General features: G+C 70.9%; 19 protein-coding genes. 11 read left to right on the top strand and 8 right to left on the bottom strand.

Annotation, left to right across the window (positions count from 1 at the left end; genetic code table 11):
• The first annotated feature begins 59 nt into the window (after positions 1 to 59).
• From AB0O15_RS18605 to AB0O15_RS18590, 4 genes are all read left to right on the top strand, one after another.
• Positions 60 to 1,268: a pyridoxal phosphate-dependent aminotransferase gene (locus tag AB0O15_RS18605; RefSeq protein ID WP_364319852.1), complete on the top strand. Its 1,209-nt coding sequence runs from the start codon at positions 60 to 62 to the stop codon at positions 1,266 to 1,268.
• A gap of 162 nt (positions 1,269 to 1,430) precedes the next feature.
• On the top strand, positions 1,431 to 1,745 hold the full coding sequence (locus tag AB0O15_RS18600) for a hypothetical protein (protein ID WP_364319850.1): 315 nt from the start codon (positions 1,431 to 1,433) through the stop codon (positions 1,743 to 1,745).
• 1 nt (position 1,746) lies between these two features.
• Positions 1,747 to 3,261 carry an alpha/beta hydrolase gene (locus AB0O15_RS18595; protein WP_364319848.1) on the top strand — a complete coding sequence of 505 codons (1,515 nt, stop codon included), beginning with the start codon at positions 1,747 to 1,749 and terminating at the stop codon, positions 3,259 to 3,261.
• A 46-nt stretch (positions 3,262 to 3,307) separates the two neighbouring features.
• A complete protein-coding gene (locus AB0O15_RS18590) occupies positions 3,308 to 4,543 on the top strand; it encodes an SGNH/GDSL hydrolase family protein (protein WP_364319846.1) in 1,236 nt (411 codons plus the stop codon).
• On the opposite strand, the gene AB0O15_RS18585 is transcribed toward AB0O15_RS18590, so the two are convergent.
• Positions 4,540 to 5,214, bottom strand: a complete 675-nt coding sequence (locus AB0O15_RS18585; protein WP_364319845.1) for a hypothetical protein — start codon at positions 5,212 to 5,214, stop codon at positions 4,540 to 4,542. The genes AB0O15_RS18590 and AB0O15_RS18585 overlap by 4 nt on opposite strands.
• 301 nt (positions 5,215 to 5,515) lie before the next feature.
• On the opposite strand from AB0O15_RS18585, the gene AB0O15_RS18580 reads away from it, so the two are divergent.
• Positions 5,516 to 6,208, top strand: coding sequence for a DivIVA domain-containing protein (locus tag AB0O15_RS18580; RefSeq protein WP_364319843.1), 693 nt, complete (start codon positions 5,516 to 5,518; stop codon positions 6,206 to 6,208).
• A 56-nt stretch (positions 6,209 to 6,264) separates the two neighbouring features.
• Positions 6,265 to 7,029 (top strand): DUF1206 domain-containing protein, encoded by a 765-nt coding sequence (locus AB0O15_RS18575; protein ID WP_364319841.1) that lies wholly within the window; start codon positions 6,265 to 6,267, stop codon positions 7,027 to 7,029.
• Between the two features lie 7 nt (positions 7,030 to 7,036).
• Here the strand turns inward: AB0O15_RS18575 and AB0O15_RS18570 are convergent, their stop codons facing one another.
• Entirely contained in the window at positions 7,037 to 7,621 is a 585-nt protein-coding gene (locus tag AB0O15_RS18570; RefSeq protein WP_364319840.1) for a TetR family transcriptional regulator, read from the bottom strand.
• A 94-nt stretch (positions 7,622 to 7,715) separates the two neighbouring features.
• On the opposite strand from AB0O15_RS18570, the gene AB0O15_RS18565 reads away from it, so the two are divergent.
• Entirely contained in the window at positions 7,716 to 8,759 is a 1,044-nt protein-coding gene (locus AB0O15_RS18565; protein WP_364319838.1) for an NAD(P)-dependent alcohol dehydrogenase, read from the top strand.
• Between the two features lie 243 nt (positions 8,760 to 9,002).
• Here the strand turns inward: AB0O15_RS18565 and AB0O15_RS18560 are convergent, their stop codons facing one another.
• Both AB0O15_RS18560 and AB0O15_RS18555 read right to left on the bottom strand, forming a co-directional pair.
• Positions 9,003 to 10,991, bottom strand: a complete 1,989-nt coding sequence (locus AB0O15_RS18560) for an ATP-binding protein (protein ID WP_364319836.1) — start codon at positions 10,989 to 10,991, stop codon at positions 9,003 to 9,005.
• Positions 10,992 to 11,003: 12 nt separating this feature from the next.
• Positions 11,004 to 11,378: a response regulator gene (locus tag AB0O15_RS18555; RefSeq protein WP_364319834.1), complete on the bottom strand. Its 375-nt coding sequence runs from the start codon at positions 11,376 to 11,378 to the stop codon at positions 11,004 to 11,006.
• A gap of 172 nt (positions 11,379 to 11,550) precedes the next feature.
• Between AB0O15_RS18555 and AB0O15_RS18550 the strand changes: the two genes are divergently transcribed.
• From AB0O15_RS18550 to AB0O15_RS18540, 3 genes are all read left to right on the top strand, one after another.
• Entirely contained in the window at positions 11,551 to 11,790 is a 240-nt protein-coding gene (locus AB0O15_RS18550; protein WP_364319832.1) for a hypothetical protein, read from the top strand.
• Between the two features lie 153 nt (positions 11,791 to 11,943).
• On the top strand, positions 11,944 to 12,447 hold the full coding sequence (locus AB0O15_RS18545) for a hypothetical protein (RefSeq protein ID WP_364319831.1): 504 nt from the start codon (positions 11,944 to 11,946) through the stop codon (positions 12,445 to 12,447).
• A 162-nt stretch (positions 12,448 to 12,609) separates the two neighbouring features.
• A complete protein-coding gene (locus AB0O15_RS18540) occupies positions 12,610 to 14,394 on the top strand; it encodes an anthranilate synthase family protein (RefSeq protein WP_364319829.1) in 1,785 nt (594 codons plus the stop codon).
• Between the two features lie 62 nt (positions 14,395 to 14,456).
• Here the strand turns inward: AB0O15_RS18540 and AB0O15_RS18535 are convergent, their stop codons facing one another.
• Positions 14,457 to 15,425 (bottom strand): winged helix-turn-helix domain-containing protein, encoded by a 969-nt coding sequence (locus AB0O15_RS18535; RefSeq protein ID WP_364319828.1) that lies wholly within the window; start codon positions 15,423 to 15,425, stop codon positions 14,457 to 14,459.
• A 147-nt stretch (positions 15,426 to 15,572) separates the two neighbouring features.
• On the opposite strand from AB0O15_RS18535, the gene AB0O15_RS18530 reads away from it, so the two are divergent.
• Positions 15,573 to 16,592 (top strand): aldo/keto reductase, encoded by a 1,020-nt coding sequence (locus AB0O15_RS18530; protein ID WP_364319827.1) that lies wholly within the window; start codon positions 15,573 to 15,575, stop codon positions 16,590 to 16,592.
• A gap of 60 nt (positions 16,593 to 16,652) precedes the next feature.
• Here AB0O15_RS18530 and ugpC read toward each other — a convergent pair whose 3' ends face one another.
• From ugpC to AB0O15_RS18515, 3 genes are read right to left on the bottom strand one after another with little or no spacing between them, the layout of a single operon-like run.
• On the bottom strand, positions 16,653 to 17,864 hold the full coding sequence (gene ugpC / locus AB0O15_RS18525) for a sn-glycerol-3-phosphate ABC transporter ATP-binding protein UgpC (protein ID WP_364319825.1): 1,212 nt from the start codon (positions 17,862 to 17,864) through the stop codon (positions 16,653 to 16,655).
• Between the two features lie 8 nt (positions 17,865 to 17,872).
• Positions 17,873 to 18,712, bottom strand: a complete 840-nt coding sequence (locus tag AB0O15_RS18520) for a carbohydrate ABC transporter permease (protein WP_364319823.1) — start codon at positions 18,710 to 18,712, stop codon at positions 17,873 to 17,875.
• A 1-nt stretch (position 18,713) separates the two neighbouring features.
• On the bottom strand, positions 18,714 to 19,655 hold the full coding sequence (locus AB0O15_RS18515; RefSeq protein WP_364320475.1) for a sugar ABC transporter permease: 942 nt from the start codon (positions 19,653 to 19,655) through the stop codon (positions 18,714 to 18,716).
• Between the last annotated feature and the right edge of the window lie 2 nt (positions 19,656 to 19,657).

The following is a 19,657-nucleotide window of genomic DNA, read 5'->3' as shown; positions in this document are numbered from 1 at the left end:
TAGCATAAGGAGCAAATTACCCGTTATGTGGCGGTCGGGACGGGCTTTAGGCTGAGGTCATGGTGGAGCAGGCGAGCAGGCTGAAGAACGTCCGGTACGACATCCGCGGTCCGGTGCTGCGCCGAGCCCAGGAGCTCGAGAACGCCGGGCACCGGCTGCTCAAGCTCAACATCGGCAACCCGGCGCCGTGGGGCCTGAACACGCCCGAGCCGATCATGACCGACGTGGTGCACAACCTGCGCGACGCCCAGGGCTACAGCGACGCCCGCGGCATCTACTCGGCCCGGGTCGCCGTGGCGCAGTACTACCAGACGCTCGGCGTCCGCGACGTGCAGCCGGACGACGTGTTCCTCGGCAACGGCGTCTCCGAGCTGATCGTGATGAGCCTCCAGGGTCTGCTGAACACCGGCGACGAGGTGCTGGTGCCGAGCCCCGACTATCCGCTGTGGACCGGCGCCGTGTCGCTCTGCGGCGGCCGGGCCGTGCACTACCGCTGCGACGAGGAACGCGACTGGGAGCCCGACCTGGCCCACGTCGCGGCCTCGATCACGCCGAAGACCCGCGCCCTGGTGATCATCAACCCGAACAACCCGACCGGGGCCGTCTACTCGCGCGACATCCTGCTCGGGCTGCTCGACATCGCCCGCAAGCACGACCTGCTGGTGCTCTCCGACGAGATCTACGACAAGATCCTGTTCGACGGCGCGGTGCACGAGTGTGCCGCGGCCCTGGCCCCCGACCTGCTCGTGCTCACGATGAGCGGGCTGTCGAAGACGTACCGCGCGGCCGGTCTCCGCTCGGGCTGGCTGGCGGTCTCCGGCCCCAAGGCGCGGTCCGAGGAATACCTGGAGGGCCTGCAGCTCCTGGCCAACATGCGCCTCTGCCCCAACGTCCCGGCGCAGCACGCGGTGCAGACCGCCCTGGGCGGCTACCAGAGCATCGTCGAGTTGATCAAACCCGGGGGTCGGCTGTACGAGCAGCGCGATCACGCCTGGCGCAAACTCACCGACATCCCCGGCGTCACCTGCACCAAGCCGGGCGGCGCGCTGTACCTGTTCGCCCGCCTCGACCCCGAGATGCACAAGATCCGCGACGACGAGCGGATGATCATCGATCTGCTGGAGCAGGAACACCTGCTGCTCTCGCACGGCACCGGCTTCAACTTCCCGACCACCGACCACCTCCGGGTCGTGTTCCTGGCCCCGGTGGACGTGCTCGACGACGCCATCGACCGGCTGGCCCGCTTCCTGTCCGGCTACCACCAGTGACCCGTGGCGACGTCGCCCTGGTCGTCGGCACGTCCCTCGGCACGCGCGCCGCCCTGGCCGAGACGACCGCCCCGTTCCCGCTGATCGGCACCCGCGTGTGGCGGTGAGGCCGGTTGCTGCCACCGTGCCCGCCGGGCCGGCCACGGGCGGCATCGTGGGCGGATGGACATGTGGACGGACGTGGTCGAGCCGCTCGCCCACCGGCTCGCGGTGGCCGGTGACGATCTGGGGACCGGCTGGCAGACCGGCCGCGCGGCGGTCGGCACGGCCGAGCGCGCGATCGGCAACGACGTGCTGGCCGACGCCTTCAAGGCCATCTACGAGACCGACCGAGATCTGATCAGGTCGATCGCCGACCAGACGCCGGGCGAGGTCCGGAAGGACGGGGAGGTCGGCGTCGAGTGCGTCCGGATGTACACCGGGGCGGAGGACTTCGCCCGCGACACCCTGGCCCGCGTCATCATCGACGAGGCCTGACATGCCCGTCGCGCAGCCCGGCGGCGACCTCTGGCCGCAGGTCGTGGCCGAGATGCAGGCCGACCGGCGACCGGCCTGGCCGCAGGCCGACGAGGACGCGATGCGGGAGCTGTCGGCCACCTGGCGCGGGCAGGGCGACGCGTTCATCCGTACCGCCGGCTTCTCGCTCGCCGAGGTGGAGCAGAGCTGGATCGACGACGTGGGGAAGGCCTATCTGACCCGGGCCGGCGGGCACCTGGGCACGGTGGGCCGGACCGGCTCGGAGATGGTCGAGCTGGGGCGGCGGGCCGACGCGTACGCCTCGACGGTCTCCTCGGTCAAGCTCGCGATCAAGAACCTGATGGAACGCAACGAGCTGCTCTATCAGGGCGAGCTGCCGGCCCGGCGCGCGGCGTTCGTCACCGCGGTCGCCGGCGAGGTCGACCGCCTCATGCAGGGAGGCGCGGAGCAGATCACCGGCTCGGCGGGCGCGCCGCTGGGCCGGGCCGAGCTGCCGCCGCCCGGCGCCGCCCCCGGTGACATCCGCGCCTGGTGGCAGACCCAGCCGGACGCCACCCAGGACGCGCTGAAGCGCGAGAACCCGGACGCCATCCGCAACCTGGACGGCATCCCGGCCGCGGTGCGCGATGAAACAAACCGGTCGGTACTCGACCGGGAGATCGGCGCCCTCCAGACGCGGCTCGACGAAGTGCGGGACACGCCGCCCCTGCGCCGGGACGGCGATCCCCGGGAAATCCATGATCTCCAGGAGCGCATCGACGGACTCAAGCTCCTGCGTGAGAACCCCGGCGGCGAGCGACTGCTGCTTGGACTGGACACCAGCGGCCGGGGCCAGGCGATTGTCGCGATCGGCAACCCGGACAACGCGGTCAACGTCAGCACGGTCGTGCCCGGCGTGGACACCCGCCTCGGCACGATCGACGGCGAGATCGGCCGGGCCGAGCGGCTGCGGGCCGCCGCCGGCGAGGTCTCCGCGGACCCGGCCGTGGCGGCGCAGACGTCAGTCATCGCCTGGGTGGGCTACGACACGCCGACCATCGACGGAGCCATCTGGGCGGCACCCGCCGAGGCGGCCGCGCCCGCCCTCGACCGGTTCCAGGACGGGTTGCGCGCCACGCACAACGGCGCCGCCGCGCACCAGACGGTGATCGCTCACAGCTATGGCACCGTGGTGGCCGGGATCGCCGCGCACGGCGACGGCCTAAATGCCGACGACCTGGTGCTGGTGGCCAGCCCCGGCATCCCGGTCGATCACGTCTCGGAGCTGAATCTCGACGGCGTGCGCGAGGGCTACGAGGGGCAGCACGTCTATGCCATCACCTCGCCCGACGACTGGATCCAGGGGCCGGCGGCGCAAACCTTTGGCGGAGATCACGGCGCCGACCCGGCTGACCCGCTGGAGTCGTGGGGCGCCCAGATCTTGCACGACGACAACGGGAACCGCGATGACGAACACAACGCCTATTTCGACGAGGGCACGGCGTCGCTGCGACGGCTGGGCGGTCTGATCATCTGAGACATTGACGTACATCATTGTCTTGCGGTTTGATGGTCTGACATCGATGTCAGGGGACCTCATGCTCCGCGGTCTGATCAGCACTGTCCTCGTCGCCGCCGGGCTCGCCGCGCCCTCCGCGGCCGCCGCCGACCCCATCAGGGTGATGCCGCTGGGCGCCTCGATCACCTGGGGCACCGCGTCCAGCGACGGCAACGGCTATCGCGAGGGCCTGCGTCAGCACCTGGCCGGCGCCGGTGTGGCGATCGACTACGTCGGGTCGCAGCAGTCCGGCACGATGGCCGACAAGGACAACGAGGGGCACCCCGGCTGGCGGATCGACCAGGTCGCGGCCGCCGTCGACGGCTGGCTGGCCACCTACCAGCCCGACGTGGTGCTGATCAACGTCGGCACCAACGACACGATCCAGAACTACGACCTGCCCAACGCGCCCGCCCGCATGCGCTCCCTGATCCAGCGCATCGTGGCCGCCCGCCCCGGCATCGCCGTGGTCTTCTCGACGCTGGTGCCGTCCCGGGACGCCGGCAACAACGCCGAGGCGCAGGCCTTCAACGCCCAGCTGCCGGCGATCGCCCGGGACGAGACGGCGGCCGGCCACCGGGTCTGGCTGGCCGACCTGAACGGCTCGCTGACCATCGACGACATCAGCGGCGACGGCATCCACCCGACCGACGCGGGCTACCAGAAGCTCGCCACCATCTGGTACGCCGCCCTGCGCCCGGCGCTGGGCGCCGGCCGATCGTGGCCGCTCCTCCGGACCGCCTTCGAGGCGCCGATCACCTGGACCGACACCGTTCAGGGATCACTGAACGTGGGCGGCTACTGCTGCGGCCTGACCACCATGGAGTCCGGCCGCCGGCAGGAGACGGCCCACAGCGACACGTACGCGCTGATGTTCTCGGGCAACGACACCAGCGCCACCCAGTCCTACTCCTACAACCGCGTCCTCGACGTGCACCTCCCGCTGGAGGCCGCGTCCACGCTCACCTATTGGATCTACCCGCAGAGCGCGAACGCGACCTCGGTGGCCGTCGACCTGTCCCTGACCGACGGCCGCAGCCTCCGCGACTCGGGCGCCGTCGACCAGTACGGCACCCGCGCCCACCCGCAGTTCCAGGGCGAGGGCAACCACCTGGTCCCCAACCAGTGGAACCAGGTCCAGGTCCGCCTGAACCCGCTGGCCGGCGGCGTGGTCGACCAGATCCGGATCGGCTACGACCAGCCCCGCAACACCGGCCTCTTCCGCGGCTACGTCGACGACATCGCCATCGTGACCGGCTAGGGAACCTTGGCCGCGATCAACTGGGCGACCGGGCCCTGCGCCTTGTCACGCCAATGGATGGCCTCGGCCGTGAGGCCGGACGGGACGCCGGCGAAGGCGCCGGAGCCCATCCCGCGGATCTCGAACATCAGCGGTCCCTGGCGGCAGACCAGCGTGGACAGCGAGTCGACCCAGCCGTAGCAGGCCTCGGCACCGAGCCGGTCGCCGTGGTCCTCGGCCCTGGCCTGGTCGGTGCGTTTCCGGTCGTCGGCCAGGTGCTTCTCGTAGTGCGCCTTGATCAGCGCCGGGTCGCCCATGGCCCGGATGCTGACGATGATGCTGGACGTCGCCTCCTCGATCGACGCGCCCTTCAGCCAGAACTTGTACGAGCACTCCCCCTCGGCCGCCGTCGAGTTCTGGTCCTTCTGCAGGATCGAGATGATCTTCACCGGCCGCGGGCTGCGCGTGATCTTCGTGGCCTGCGGCAGCAGCGCCGTGATCTCGCCGTCGGTCAGCAGCTTGCACGCGCTCGGCCACTGCGACGCGGGGATCACCTCGGCCTTCGCGACCGCGATCTTCTCCCCGCCCGGCCGTGCGGTCCCGAACTCCACCGGCACGAACTCGGTCTTCCCCGAGCCACAACCGGCCGCCGCCATGACCAGAAGCAGGCAAACCGTCAGAGGGGTACGCATGGAGCGATCCTAGGAACGACGTCGGCCGATTCGGCGACCCGTGGCCGGAACCGGCAACCGGCCGGCGGCGTGAACCGGCCGGCGAGGAAGCGCGGCACCCTCTCCTGAACCGGTTCCACCAGGCCATCTGTGGTCTCCGTGGCCGGGTTGACGCCAGTCTGTGAGCGCGCCGCCACAGCCATCGGCACCCATGCCTGGAGCGCGAAGGGCGTACAGTTCGACCAGATCGATCGCCGGCCGGCCCACGCCGACGGGCGATGAGCCGGTCGGCGTCGTGCGACGGGCCCGCCACCGGATTCTGATGAGGAGCAACGTGCCGCTCACCCCCGCCGACATTCACAACACCGTCTTCGGCAAGTCGCCGCTGGGCAAGCGCGGCTACCACGAAGAAGAGGTCGACGCCCTGCTGGACGAGGTCTCCGAAGAGATGATCGCCCTGCTCGAGCTGAACGAGGAGCTGCGACGGCGGGCCGGCCAGACGGTCGAGCCCAGCCACCCGTCGCCCCCCTCGCCCCGCCCCGACCTCGCCGCCCTCAACGCCGAGCTGAGGCGCGCGGCCGAGGCCCGCGACCGGGCCGAGCGCGAGGCCCGCGAGGTGCAGGCACGGCTCGACGCCGCCCGCCGGGCCGCCTCGGCCGCGCCCCCGAGCGCGCCAGTGACGAAGAACACCGACCGGGTTCTGGCCATGGCCGAGACCACGGCCCAGACCCACCTGCGCGAGGCCGAGGACGAGTCGAACGCGCTGATCGCCTCGGCGCGCGAGCAGGCCGACCGCACGGTCACCGACGCGCGGGCGTCGGTGCTGCGGATCGAGAGCGACGCCCGCCGGCAACACGGCGAAGCGGTCGCCGGCACCCAGGGCGCCCGCACCGCCCTGCTGCACGAGATCGACGACCTGACCCGGCTGGCCGCGGGCTATCACGCCGCCCTCCAGAACCACCTGGCCCTGCAGGAGAAGCTGCTCGACGGCACGCCCGACGCCGACCCGAGCTGACCGACGGCTGCAAAGTACACGTTTCGCCGGAGAGCCGGCGGGTCAAGAGGCGGGCCATGCCCACCCAACACTCCTGGCTGGAGAAGCTGACCCGGGCCGGCTTCATCGGCTACGGCATCGTGCACCTGCTCTTCGCGTACCTGATCGTGCGCATCGCCTTCGGCAGTCGCGCCGCCGACGGCGACCAGTCCGGCGCGATGCAGAAGCTGGCCGAGTCGCCGTTCGGCGTGGCGCTGATCGTGACGATCATCGTCGGCCTGGTGGCGATGGCCGTGTGGCAGGTGCTGGAGATCTTCGAGGATCGCCGCCTGCCTGAGCGGGTGGCCTCGGCCGGCCGGGCCGCGTTCTACCTCTATCTGGGCTGGAACGGCGTCAAGGTGCTGCGCAGCAAGCCCGCGTCCAGCGCCGACACCCAGCAGAACGCGGCCGAGGGCCTGCTCGGCTCCGGCGCCGGCCGGGTCGCGGTGATCGCGGCGGGTCTGATCGTGGTGGCCATCGGCGCCGGCCTGGCGATCGCCGGCCTGACCAAGCGCTTCGAGCGCCACCTGCGGGTCAGCCGGATGACCAGGGCGACCCGCAATCTGCTGCGCCGGCTGGGCGAGGTGGGTTTCACCGCCAAGGGCATCGCGTACGGCATCGCCGGCGTCCTCTTCGTGACCGCGGCCCTCCAGTACGACCCGAGCAAGGCCCGCGGCCTGGACGCGGCGTTGCGGGCCCTGGCCGGCGAGACCTACGGCTTCTGGCTCCTGCTCCTGGTGGCGCTGGGCTTCCTGTCCTACGGCCTGTTCTCGATGGCCGAGGCCAAGTACCGCAAGGTCTGACCCCCGATCAGCGCGGGAGCGGCGACACCGCGCGTTCGACGGTGGCGCGGAGCATGGCCCGGCGGCGATCGTGGTCGGCGGCCGGCTCGTCGGCCGTCGCGGCGTAGATGCCGCCGAACGGCGACCACGCCGACGCCATCGAGAAGACCATCAGCAGCAGGTCGGCCGGGTTGCCGGGACGCAGGTGACCGGCGGCCTGCGCGTCGGCCACGGCCTTGATCTTGGGGGCGGTGTCGCCGTCGCTGAGCAGGAAGCCGGCCTGGCGCTGCTCCAGCCGGGCCCAGGCCATCAGCCGGAACAGGTCTCGGTTGCGCAGGTGGGCGTCGTACAGGCCGACGGCCCAGCCGGCCAGGTCGCCGGCGTCGAACGGGACGGTCTCGCCCTGCGCCCGGCAGTCGGCCAGCACCGCCTCGAACAGGCCTTCCTTGCTGCCGAAGTAGCCGTACACCTGGGCCTTGTTGGTGCGCGCGGTGGCGGTGATGCGGTCGATCCGGGCGCCGGCGATGCCCCGCTCGGCGAACTCGCCCCGGGCCGCGTCGAGGATGCGGCGGCTGGTCGCGGCGCCCCGGGCGGTGGTCGGCAGGTCAGGCACGTGTTCACCCTAACAAAACAGACGAGTTGGTTTGTTTTTCGCCGATCAGCGGCTACGGTCTCGGGCAGACCGAATAGTTTGTTTGGGAGGGCTCATGCGCACCACCACCGCCTGGCAGAGCACCGGCAACTCGACCGCCCTGCAACGCGTCCCGCTCGAGCGCCGCGACCTGCGCGAGGACGATCTCGCCGTACGCGTCGACTTCTGCGGCGTCTGCCACAGCGACCTGCACGCCATCCACGGCATCGTCGGCAAGCCGACCGACGGGCTGGTGCCGGGCCACGAGTTCACCGGCACGGTCACCGAGGCCGGCGCCGCGGTGACCGGGTTCACGCCGGGCGACCGGGTGGCCGTCGGCACCCTCGTCGACTCGTGCGGCGCCTGCCCGATGTGCCGCATCGGGCAGGAGAACTTCTGCTACGAGCGGGCGGTCAGCACCTACGGCGGCGCCGACCGGATCGACGGCACGGTGACCAAGGGCGGCTACAGCCGGGAGTACGTGGTGCGGGAGACCTTCGCCTACCGGCTGCCGGACGGCCTCGACCCGGCCGCCGCCGCCCCGCTCATGTGCGCCGGCATCACCGTGTGGGAGCCGCTGCGCTCGGCCGGGGTCGGGCCGGGCCGCCGGGTCGCCGTCGCCGGGCTGGGCGGGCTGGGCCACCTCGGCGTCAAGCTCGCGGTCGCGCTCGGCGCCGAGGTCACCGTGCTCACCCGTACGCCGGACAAGGCCGCCGACGCCCGCGCGCTCGGCGCCACCGACGTCGTCATCACCACCGACGAGGCCCAGCTGAAGCAGGCCTTCGGCCGGTTCGACCTGATCCTGGACACCATCGCCGCGCCGCACGACTTCTCGCCGCTACTGGCCCTGCTCGCCTTCGAGGGCACGCTGAGCGTGCTGGGCGCCCCGCTGGAGGCGCCGGTCCGCCTCATGGACCTGGTCTTCGGCCGCAAGAAGCTGACCTCGTCCGGGGTGGGCGGCCGCAAGCACACGGCCGAGCTGCTGGCCTTCGCGGCCGAGCACGGCATCACGGCCGACATCGAGCTGGTCCCCTCGTCCCGCGTCGAGGAGGCCCTCACCCGCCTCGAGAAGGGCGACGTCCGCTACCGCTTCGTCCTCGACCTGTCCGATCTGGACTGACCGTCCGCCAGCCGGCGTTGCCTATACGCGCTCAGAGCCATACACCCCCGGGCCCGGGTGTTGCCCATACGCGCTCAGAGCAAAGGGGCCGCGGCGTTGCCTATACGCGCTCAGAGCAAAGGGGCCGCGGCGTTGCCTATACGCGCTCAGAGCAAAGGGGCCGCGGCGTTGCCTATACGCGCTCAGAGCCATACACCCTCGGGCCCGGGTGTTGCCTATACGCGCTCAGAGCAAACGGGCCGGCTAGGAGACCGGGAGTCGGACGGTCACGGTGGTTCCCACGCGCTCGGTCGAGGTGACCGAGATCGAGCCGCCGTGGTTGTCGATGATCGTGCGGACGATGGCCAGGCCCAGGCCGGTGCCCGGGATGGCCTGGTGGATGGCGTTGGTGGCGCGGAAGAAGCGGGCGAACAGGGCCTGCTGCTCGGCCTCGGGGATGCCCATCCCGGTGTCGGCCACGACCAGCACCATCTCGTCGTCCTCGCGGGTCGCGCGCACCGTGACCGTGCCCTCGGGCGGGGTGAACTTGACCGCGTTGGTCAGCAGGTTGATCAGCACCCGGTCGATCTGCTCGGGGTCGGCGCGCAGCGCCAGCGGGCCGGCCACCTCGGTGTGCAGCGACACCGACGCCTTGGCGGCGGCCGGCTCGATCGCCGTCAGGGCAGTGTCGATCAGGCCGGCCAGCTCGGCGTCGCGCTTGCTGATCCGGAACGCGCCGGACTCGATCCGGGACAGGATCAGCATGTCCTCGATCAGCTCGCGCAGCCGCCGGGTGTTCCGGGAGATCACCTCGAGCATCCGGCGCTGCGGGTCGGACAGTTCGCCCGCCTCGGCGTCCAGCATCAGTTCCAGATAGCCGGAGATGCTGGTCAGCGGCGTACGCAACTCGTGCGACACGGTCGACATGAAGTCGGTCTTGGCGGTGTCCAGCTCCTGCAACCTGGCCACCAGGTGTTGCTCGTGCTCGTACAGCCGGGCGTGGTGCACGCCGCGCCCCAGGTCGGCCGCGACCACCTCGGCCAGCCGCGTCTCGACCGCCGTCCACGACGGCCCGCCGTCACGCATCAGGGTCAGCGCGCCGATGCACTCGTCCCCGCCGCTGACCGCGACCGTGAGGACGGGCCCGTCGCCGGCCCACCCGCCACGCGCGCTGCTCCTGCTCGGTCGGCCGCACGTCGCCGGCCGGGGCCGGGTCGTCGGTGGCCCAGACGTCGCCGCTGCGCAGCCAGGTGGTGTCACGGGCGGCCAGGTCGGCCAGCGGGCCGCCGGGCCGGTGCTCGTCGTGCAGGCTGACCGCCGGCGGCACACCGTTCGCCATGGTCCGCACCAGTACGTGGTCGGCGCCGAGCATCCCGGCCAGGCCGTGCACCGCCTCCCGGATGGCGTCGTCGACGACCAGGTGACCCGGATCCGATAGCCCAGCTCGCGCACGGCGCCGCGGAGCCGGGCCACGTCCTGGTCGGCGGTGCGGGCCCGGTCGGCCTCCTCGGCCCGGATGTTGATCGCCTCGGCGACCGCCCGGATCTCGGCCGGTCCGGCCGCCGGGTCGGCGCGGGCGGCGTGGTCACCGGCGCGTTGCCGGTCGAGCACCTCGACGAGGCGGCCCAAGGGCGTGGTGATCCGGCGGTTCGCGCGGGCCGCGGCGATCGCCGCGGTCACGGCCGCGATCACGGTGAGTGCCGCGACGGCGCTCACGGTGAGCCACTCGAGCCGGGCGCTGCGACGCTGCAGGGCGGCCCTCCGGGCGGCCAGCGAGAGGTCCAGCTCCTGGTTGGCGGCGGCGAAGGCCTGGAACAGCGGCTTGCCCTCGGTCACGTACTCGGCCGCGGCCTCGCCGCGGGGCGGCGTCCGGCGCTGCCGCTCGGCCACCGCCCACCACTGGTCGGCGTGCCGGAGCTGGGTGGTGACGCCGCCCTGCTCCCGGTCGCCGACCAGCGTCTCGACGTCGTCCACGGCCTTCCCGTAGTCGCTGCGCGCGACGTAGTAGCCGTCCAGCATCTGGCCGTCCCCGGTGAGCAGGTAGCCGCGCAGGCTCCGCTGGGCGTCGGCGAGGACGCCGCGCAGGTGGGCGTTGGCCACCTGGAGCGGCTGGACGTGGGTGCTGAGCTGATCGACCACCCGGTGCTGGAGCAGCACCGCGACCATCTCGGCCAGCCCGGCGCCGAGGATCAGCAGGGTCAGGAGCGCGAACGTCCGCCCGAGCAGCCGCCGGACCGATCCGTCGCCGCGCATGAGGTCTGCCGGTCAGGCCCTGGTTCGGCTGAGCAGGGCCTGGATCCGGGAGACCAGCTCGCGCGGGCTGAACGGCTTGGTCACGTAGTCGTCGGCGCCGGCGCTGAACCCGCCCTCGACGTCCTGCTCCTGGACCCGGGCGGTGAGCATGATGATCAGGATCCCGGCGGTGGCCGGGTCGGCCCGGAGCATCCGGCACACGTCGATGCCGGACAGGCCGGGCATGGACACGTCCAGGACGGCCAGCGTGGGCCGGCGGGCGCGGGCCTGCTCCAGCGCGGCCTGGCCGTCCTCGACCGGGACGACCTCCAGGCCGGCCTGCTCGAGCTTGAACGAGACCAGGTCGCGGATATCGGCGTCGTCGTCGGCGACCAGCACCACCGTCACGGCTTGTCCCCCGGTTCTTTCACAGACGCTACCTATCGGGACGATATCCGGTTAATCCGGTTATGACCCGGGATCCCGCAACGGCATGGCAACCCGGGCGCAGCGGAGCGCCAACCGGCGAGCGGTCTTCTTGACAGAGGCACGAAGAACCGAGACCCGGCAGGAGGATCCGATGACCGCACTGCTCACCGATGACGTCCGGACCGAGGCACTGTTCGCTTCCGACCTGCAACGCTCGCAGCGCCCGTCGCCCGAGTCGGTCCGCGAGGCGGTCATCGCCGCGCTGGAGCGGCTGGGCGCCGGCGGCTGCGCCGAGCTGGTCGCCCAGGAGTTCGGCGAGCACCCGGACTGCGCGCCCGGCCGCATGCGGTGGGCGCGGCACGCGGTGCGCGACGCGTACACCGAGGCCTGACGGTACGAGTGGTGGCGCAGAGCGGCATCCGGCGCCCGGATACCGCCAGGGTCTACCACTGGGACAGGGGTGACCGGCCTCGACCGAACGACGGATGACACACGCACCGTGACGATGACCGGCGCGAGGACCAGCAAAAGTAACGTTGCGTGAGTGACGGAACATCGCGGCCACGGGCGCGGCCGATACCTCGCGCCCCGGCCGCGACACCGGCGCCGGCAACCCGGGCTGATCCTCGCCGTCTGCGCCACGCTCAGCCTGGTCAGCCTGGCCCTGATCGGCGCCCGATTCGTCCAGGTGCGCAGCAACCATCCGGTCCCCCGGTTCGAGCAGAACACCTCCCGGGCGATCGCGACGCCGAAGGCGTACACCCCGAAGAGGGCGACCCCCGACGTGGCGCGACAACGCCGTAAGAAGCGCCCACCCGTCGTGCTGGGCGTGCTTGATCAGGCCGGCCTCACGCGGTACTGCGTCGCGACGACGGGCCCGCTCACCACCGCCGAACTTCAGGGCGGCACGTGGATGTGCGAGCCGTTCCTGGGCGCCGCCCAGCCGGCCGACCTGACCGCGGCGTGCCGCCTGATCCACGCCGACCCGAAGGCCGAGGCGAAACCGGCCGGCCCGGGAAGCTGGCGCTGCGTCACGGAAGCTGCGTAGGATTCCGGCCATGAACGCGCGATTGACCATGTGGTGGCCCGCCTGACCGGCGGCCCACTCCCCCGCGCGTGATCGACATCCGCGGCCGCCTCCCCGAGGCGGCCGTTTCGCGTTTCCACCGGCCGGGCGTCTCGGGCAGGCACGAACCCGAGAAGAGACCCGATGCCACCGTACGCACTGCTCCACCGTGACGGCGCCGACCACGTCGAGGTGCTGACCGGCCACGTCGTCACCGTAGCCACGCTCGCCGAGATCCCACCGGACGACACGCTCGCGCTGATCCCGTACCGGCAGATCACCGAGCGCGGCTTCGACTGCGTCGACGACGACGCGCCGCTCGAATGCCTGGTGATCACCGGCCGCGAACGCAAGCCGCTCAGCGCCTATCCGCCGGGCGAGGTGACGGTCACCGGCGGCGGCTTCGACATCGACGACGACGCGTACGCCGAGATCGTCACCGAGGTGCTCCGGGACGAGATCGGCCGCGGCGAGGGCTCCACCTTCGTCATCCATCGCGTGTACGAGGCCACGATGGACGGCGACGCGGAGCAGGCGTTCGGCCGGCTGTTGCACGGCGAGCAGGGCGCCTACTGGACGTTCCTGGTGCACACCGGCACCCGTACCCTCGTCGGCGCCTCACCGGAACGGCACGTGAGCGTGCTCGACGGGCTGACCATGATGAACCCGATCAGCGGCACGTTCCGGCATTCGGAAGGAGGCGGCCTGCTCGACTTCCTCCGCGACCCCAAGGAGGTCGAGGAGCTGCTCATGGTGCTGGACGAGGAGCTCAAGATGATGGCCGTCGTCGCCGAGCACGGCGGCCAGGTCGTCGGCCCCTACCTCAAGCAGATGGCCCACCTCACCCACACCGAGTACCTGCTGGCCGGGCGCGGCTCGCTGGACGTGCGCGAGGTGCTGCGCGAGACGATGTTCGCGCCCACGGTCACCGGCAGCCCGATCGAGAACGCCTGCCGGGTGATCGCCCGGCACGAGCGGCGCGGGCGCGGCTACTACGGCGGGGTGCTGGCGCTGCTCGGGCACGACGAGGCGGGCCGGCCGACGCTGGACGCGCCGATCCTGATCCGCACCGCCGAGATCTCGCCGACCGGCGCGCTGCGGGTTCCGGTCGGCGCCACCCTGGTCCGGCACTCGACGCCGGCCGGTGAGGTCGCCGAGACCCACACCAAGGCCGCGGGGATCCTGGCCGCGCTGGGCGTCCGGCCGCCGGCTTCCTCGTCGGGCCCGCCACCCGAGATCGACACCGCTGAGGTACGCCGTGAGCTCACCAACCGCAACACCGACCTGGCGCGGTTCTGGCTGGACGAGCGGGCGCCCGCGCTGAGCACGTTCGCCGGGCGCTCGGTGGCCATCGTCGACGCGGAGGACACGTTCACGGCCATGCTGGCGCACCAGCTCCGCTCGCTGGGCCTGCGCGTCACCCTCACGTCGTACCGGAACGTCGGTCTCCTCGACGCCGACCTGGTCATCGTCGGGCCGGGCCCGGGCGACCCCGGCAACCCGGGCGACCCGAAGATGGCCTACCTGCGCGGCCTGACCACCGGCCTGCTCGCCGCCGGGCGCCCGGTGCTCGGCGTCTGCCTCGGCCACCAGATCCTGTCCGGCCTGCTCGGCCTGCCCCTGCACCGCCGCGACGCGCCCTACCAGGGTGTCGCCCAGGACATCGACCTGTTCGGCCGGCCGCGGAAAGTCGGTTTCTATTCCAGTTTCACCGCCCGCTCCGGGGACGATCGGCTGATCAGCCCGTACGGCCCGGTGGAGATCGCCCGCGACCCGGCCGACGGCAGCGTGCACGCCCTGCGCGGCCCCGGTTTCGCCGGCGTCCAGTTCCACCCGGAGTCGGTGCTCAGCCGCGACGGCATCGCCGTTCTTCACGATTTGCTGCCTCCGTTGCTCGCCCGCGCGATTAGTCCGGCGAACATCGGGTAGCGAAAGGACTGTCGGTGGTTCAAGCGGATCGAGAGCCTCCGCTTGGACCACCGACCCAGTCGTTACTGATTCACCAGCAGCTCGCCCCGGGGGTGCATGGTGTGCAGCACCGAGGTGCCGATCCGGATCGTGGTGATCAGGCCGGCGTCGCGCAGGACCGAGGCGTGGTGGCTCGCGGTGGCGGGTGAGATGCCCAGCCGGCGGGCCAGTTCGGTGGTGGTGCAGCCGTCGGCCGTGGCCTCCAGGATCGCCGCCCGGGTGCGTCCGATGAGTGCCGCCAGCGGGTTGTCGCTGGTGCGGCGGGCCGGCGCGAGGCGTACCTGATCGGGGTCGAGCGGATAGACCAGCACCGTGGGCAGGTCGGGATCGCGCAGCACGGTCGGATGTTGACGGCAGAAGAACGACGGGATCAGGCGCAGGCCGCGGCCGTTGAGCCGGATGTCCCGGTTGACCGCGAACCCGTGCAGCTCGAGCACCGGCCGGCGCCAGCGCACGTTCGGGTGCAGGCCGGCGAACAGCGCCTCCAGCCCGCCGCGGGCGACCTCCTTGGCCTGGGCGACGCGGGTGGCGCCGACCGCCGCCCGGATCTGCATCCAGTACGGCTGCAGGGCGGTCTCGTAGTAGCGCTCGATCTTGCCGGTCAGGTCGTGCACGGCGGCCTTCTCGGCGGCGGCCAGGGCCTTGAACCGGTTGTCGACGTGGGGCTGGTAGGCCGCCAGCACCGCCAGGTCACGGCGGAAGGTCGCGGCGGAGGTGTGCCGGATCGCGTCCAGACCTTCCTGAATCCCCTCCGAGCCGATCTCCGGCGTCAGGAAATCCGGTGAGTAGCCCTTCGGCGGGGCCAGCGCCAGCAGCGGGCGCAGGCCCGGGTCGAGTTGCCGGCCGACCCGGGCGCGCCAGCCCGCGTACATCGGCGGCGGCTGACGCTCCTGCAACATGTGCAGGCTGAGCAGGGTTTCCCATAACGGATCAGGTTCATCGGAGAGCCGGATCCGGGCGAGATCGTCTTCCGTGAAATGAATGCGCAGCACCGCAGGCTTCCCCGTTCCTCGGTTGCCGTCCACTGTGTTGGGTCAGTCTGGTCGACACAACCCGGTAAGACTGTCAGGTTCCGAACAATCCGGACGGTTTTCACCATGGTCGAATGGCCTTGCGTCCGGTGGGCATACGTTCAAGTCATGGAATATCGACTGCTGGGGCGCAGCGGCTGCGCCGTCTCCGCCCACTGCCTGGGAACCATGACGTTCGGCAACGAGTCCGACGAAAAGGTGTCACACGCCCAACTCGACCTGTTCGTGGAGCAGGGCGGCACGTTCGTGGACACCGCGGACGTCTACTCGGCCGGCGAGTCGGAACGGATCATCGGGCACTGGTTCGCGTCCCGCCCGGCCGAGGTGACCGAGCGCGTGGTGCTGGCCACCAAGGGCCGCTTCGCGATGGCCGAGGAGCCCAACGGGCTGGGCCTCTCCGCCCGCCACCTGACCCGCGCGCTGGACGCGTCGCTGACCCGGCTCGGCGTGGACGCGATCGACCTCTACCAGGCGCACGCGTGGGACCCGCTGACCCCGATCGACGAGACGCTGCGGACGCTCGACTCGTTCGTCCGGGCCGGCAAGATCCGCTACTACGGCTTCTCCAACTTCACCGGCTGGCAGCTGACCAAGGCGGTGGCCCGGGCCCGGGAACTCGGCCTGGTCGCCCCGATCAGCCTCCAGCCCCAGTACAACCTGCTGGTCCGCGAGATCGAGTGGGAGATCGTGCCGGCCGCCGAGGACGCCGGCCTGGGCCTGCTGCCGTGGAGCCCGCTCGGCGGCGGCTGGCTGACCGGCAAGTACACCCGGGACCAGCGGCCGACCGGCGACACCCGGCTCGGCGACAACCCGCAGCGCGGCATGGAGGCGTACGACCGTCGTAGCACCGACCGCACCTGGACCGTGGTCGACGCCGTGCAGCGCGTCGCCGAGGGCCGCGGCGTCTCGATGGCCGAGGTGGCGCTGTCCTGGGTGACCGACCGCCCCGGCGTGACGTCGACGATCCTGGGCGCCCGCACCGTCGACCAGCTGGCGACCAATCTCAGCGCGGCCGGGCTCCACCTGACCGACGCCGAGACGGCCGTCCTCGACGAGGCGAGCGAGCTGCACGCCCCCGACTACCCGTACGGCGAGCTGGGCGTGAACCAGCGCGACCGGGCGCTCTAGAGACGGAAGCGGGCGCCGGAGGCCGGCGCCCGCCTTCGCGGTGGGTCAGGAAGCAGTGGGTCAGGAAGCGGCGACCCCGGCCGCCCGGCCCTCGTGCAGGGTCACGTTGCGACCGTCCTTGGGGTCGAAGAGGTGGATCTTGTCGAGGTTGAGCCACACCTTCAGCGAGGCGCCGTCGCGGACCCGGGACTCGGCCGACAACCGGGTCACCAGGCTGGTCCCGTCGCTGGTCGGGAGGTCGGCCCCGCCCGCGTCGGCGGCCAGGTCGGCCAGGTCGGCCGCGGTCGCCGCGCCGCCCTCGACGGTGAAGTACACGTACTTGTCCGACCCCATCGACTCGACCAGGTCGACCGGCGCCGTGAATTCGTACCCGTGGGACCGCTGTCGATCTTCGACCAGCGCGGCGTCCTCGAAGTGCTCGGGCCGGATGCCCAGCACCAGCTCGCGCGGCGCGTCCCCGGCGGCCAGCACCCGCTGCATGCGCTCGCCCAGCGGAAGCTCGCCGATCGCGGTCTGCAACTTGCCCGAGGCCACCGTGGCGGGCAGGAAGTTCATCGACGGCGAGCCGATGAACCCGGCCACGAACAGGTTCTTCGGGTGGTCGTAGAGCGTCTGCGGGTCACCGACCTGCTGGATGTGACCGCCGCGCATGACCACCACCCGGTCACCGAGGGTCATCGCCTCGGTCTGGTCGTGGGTGACGTACACGGTGGTGGTGTTGAGCTGCTTCTGCAACCGTGACACCTGGGTGCGCATCTGCACCCGCAGCTTGGCGTCCAGGTTGGACAGCGGCTCGTCCATCAGGAACACCTTGGGGCTGCGGACGATCGCGCGGCCCATCGCCACCCGCTGCCGTTGCCCGCCGGAGAGGTTGGCCGGCCGGCGGTCGAGATACTCCGAGAGGTCGAGCACCTTGGCCGCGTCGTTGACCTTCTTGTCGATCTCGTCCTTGGGCAGCTTGGCCAGCTTCAGCGGGAACGCCATGTTCTCCCGGACGGTCATGTTCGGGTAGAGCGCGTACGACTGGAACACCATCGCGATGTCCCGGTCCTTGGGCGCCTTGTCGTTGACCCGCTCGCCGCCGATCCGCAGCTCGCCGGACGTGATGTCCTCCAGCCCGGCGATCATGTTGAGGGTGGTCGACTTCCCGCAGCCGGACGGGCCGACCAGGATGAGGAACTCGCCGTCGGCGATCTCCAGGTCGATGCCGTGCACGGCGGTGGTGCCGTCGGGGTAGCTCTTGGTCACCTTGTCGAGAACGATGTCAGCCATGGATTCACCTAGCCCTTGACCGCGCCGGACGTCAGCCCCGCGACGATGCGCTTCTGGAAGAACAGCACGAACAGGATGATCGGGATCGTGATGACCACGGCCGCCGCCGAGATGGCGCCGGTCGGGTCCTCGAACTGGGAGGCGCCGGTGAAGAACGACAGCGCCACCGGGACCGTGCGGGACCGCTCGGTCGAGGTCAGCGAGATGGCGAACAGGAAGTCGTTCCAGCAGAAGATGAAGACCAGGATCGCGGTGGTGAAGACGCCCGGCGCGGCCAGCGGCGCGATCACCTTGCGGAAGGCCTCGGCCTGGGTGGCGCCGTCCATCTTCGCCGCCTTCTCCAGGTCCCACGGGATCTGTTTGAAGAACGCCGACAACGTGTAGATCGCCAGCGGCAGCGCGAACGTGATGTACGGGAGGATGAGCCCGGGCCAGGTGTCGAAGAGGCCGGTCTGCCGTTCGATGTTGAACAGCGGGGACACCAGCGACACCTGCGGGAACATGGCGATCAGCAGGGAGACCCCGACGAGCAGGGACTTGCCCGGGAAATCGAGGCGGCTGATCGCGTACGCGGCCATCGTGCCGAGCACGACCGCGATGACGGTGGAGATGAGCGCGATGCCGATCGAGTTGATCAGCGCGCGGACGAACTGATCGGTCTGGAAGATCAGCCGGTAGTTGTCCAGGGTCCATTCGCGCGGGATGAAGTTGCCGTCGGTCAGCGTGGCCGTCGTCTTCAGCGACAGCGACACCACCCACAGCACCGGGAAGATCGCGAAGACCACCACGATCGCGTCGAGCAGCCCCCACTTGAGCTTGGCCTTCGGCGAGGTGTCCACCAGTGCCATGTCAGCGCCTCCCGCCGTCGTCGCTGCTGCCGGGTGCGGCGGTGCCGAACAGCTTCACGAAGATGAACGCGATGATCGCGACCGTGATGAAGATCAGCACCGACATCGTCGAGCCGATGCCGAGGTTGAGCCCCTTGATCAGGTTGTTGTAGGCGATCATCGACACCGACGAGGTCTCGTTGGCCCCGGCGGTCAGGACGTAGATGTTGTCGAAGACGCGGAAGGCGTCGAGGGTCCGGAACAGCAGCGCGACCAGGATGGCCGGCTTCATCACCGGCAGCATCACGTTGGTGAACCGCTGCCAGCCGGTGGCACCGTCCATCGACGCCGCCTTGAGCAGGTCGTCCGGCACCAGGGCGAGCCCGGCCATCAGCAGCAGCGCCATGAACGGCGTGGTCTTCCAGATCTCGGCGAAGATCACGATGGCCAGGGCGCTGGCCCGTTCGGTGAGCGGGGCGCCGTCGGCGAACAGGTTGGCCAGGTAGCCGGTGTCGGGGGTCCACGCGTACCGCCAGCTGAACGCCGCGACCACCGTGACGATGCCGTACGGGATCAGCGCCGAGGTCCGCACCAGGCCGCGCCCGATGATGGTCCGGTGCATGATCAGCGCGAGCCCCATGCCGAGCACCAGCTCGACCGCCACCGACACGATCGTGATCAGCATGGTCACGCCGAACGCGGTCCACCAGTAGCTGTTGGTCAGCACGGTCGCATAGTTCTCGAACCAGACGAACTCCCGCTCGTCCGGGAACTTCAGGTCGTAGCGCTGAAGCGACAGCCAGAGCGAGTAGATGATCGGGTACGCGGTCACCGCGACCATCACCAGCGCGGCCGGCCCGCACAGCAGCCAGCCGAGCTTGCGTTCCTGGCGTTTGCCCTCACTCAGCACCGGCTTCGACTTCCCGGCCGGTTTCTCCGCGACCGGTGGCCGCTCCTGCTGAATCG

Origin of the sequence: Actinoplanes sp. NPDC089786, assembly GCF_040684855.1 — a bacterium.
In the GTDB taxonomy this organism is placed as follows: domain Bacteria; phylum Actinomycetota; class Actinomycetes; order Mycobacteriales; family Micromonosporaceae; genus Actinoplanes.
The sequence above is the reverse complement of the archived record's forward strand: the minus strand, read 5'-3'. Positions and strand labels throughout refer to the sequence as shown.

Bases quoted from the DNA above. Each gene is read 5' to 3' on its own strand.
- AB0O15_RS18605 (WP_364319852.1), top strand. From the start codon at position 60: ATGGTGGAGCAGGCGAGCAGGCTGAAGAACGTCCGGTACGACATCCGC.
- AB0O15_RS18600 (WP_364319850.1), top strand. From the start codon at position 1,431: ATGGACATGTGGACGGACGTGGTCGAGCCGCTCGCCCACCGGCTCGCG.
- AB0O15_RS18595 (WP_364319848.1), top strand. From the start codon at position 1,747: ATGCCCGTCGCGCAGCCCGGCGGCGACCTCTGGCCGCAGGTCGTGGCC.
- AB0O15_RS18590 (WP_364319846.1), top strand. From the start codon at position 3,308: ATGTCAGGGGACCTCATGCTCCGCGGTCTGATCAGCACTGTCCTCGTC.
- AB0O15_RS18585 (WP_364319845.1), bottom strand. From the start codon at position 5,214: ATGCGTACCCCTCTGACGGTTTGCCTGCTTCTGGTCATGGCGGCGGCC.
- AB0O15_RS18580 (WP_364319843.1), top strand. From the start codon at position 5,516: ATGAGGAGCAACGTGCCGCTCACCCCCGCCGACATTCACAACACCGTC.
- AB0O15_RS18575 (WP_364319841.1), top strand. From the start codon at position 6,265: ATGCCCACCCAACACTCCTGGCTGGAGAAGCTGACCCGGGCCGGCTTC.
- AB0O15_RS18565 (WP_364319838.1), top strand. From the start codon at position 7,716: ATGCGCACCACCACCGCCTGGCAGAGCACCGGCAACTCGACCGCCCTG.
- AB0O15_RS18560 (WP_364319836.1), bottom strand. From the start codon at position 10,991: ATGCGCGGCGACGGATCGGTCCGGCGGCTGCTCGGGCGGACGTTCGCG.
- AB0O15_RS18550 (WP_364319832.1), top strand. From the start codon at position 11,551: ATGACCGCACTGCTCACCGATGACGTCCGGACCGAGGCACTGTTCGCT.
- AB0O15_RS18540 (WP_364319829.1), top strand. From the start codon at position 12,610: ATGCCACCGTACGCACTGCTCCACCGTGACGGCGCCGACCACGTCGAG.
- AB0O15_RS18530 (WP_364319827.1), top strand. From the start codon at position 15,573: ATGGAATATCGACTGCTGGGGCGCAGCGGCTGCGCCGTCTCCGCCCAC.
- ugpC (WP_364319825.1), bottom strand. From the start codon at position 17,864: ATGGCTGACATCGTTCTCGACAAGGTGACCAAGAGCTACCCCGACGGC.
- AB0O15_RS18520 (WP_364319823.1), bottom strand. From the start codon at position 18,712: ATGGCACTGGTGGACACCTCGCCGAAGGCCAAGCTCAAGTGGGGGCTG.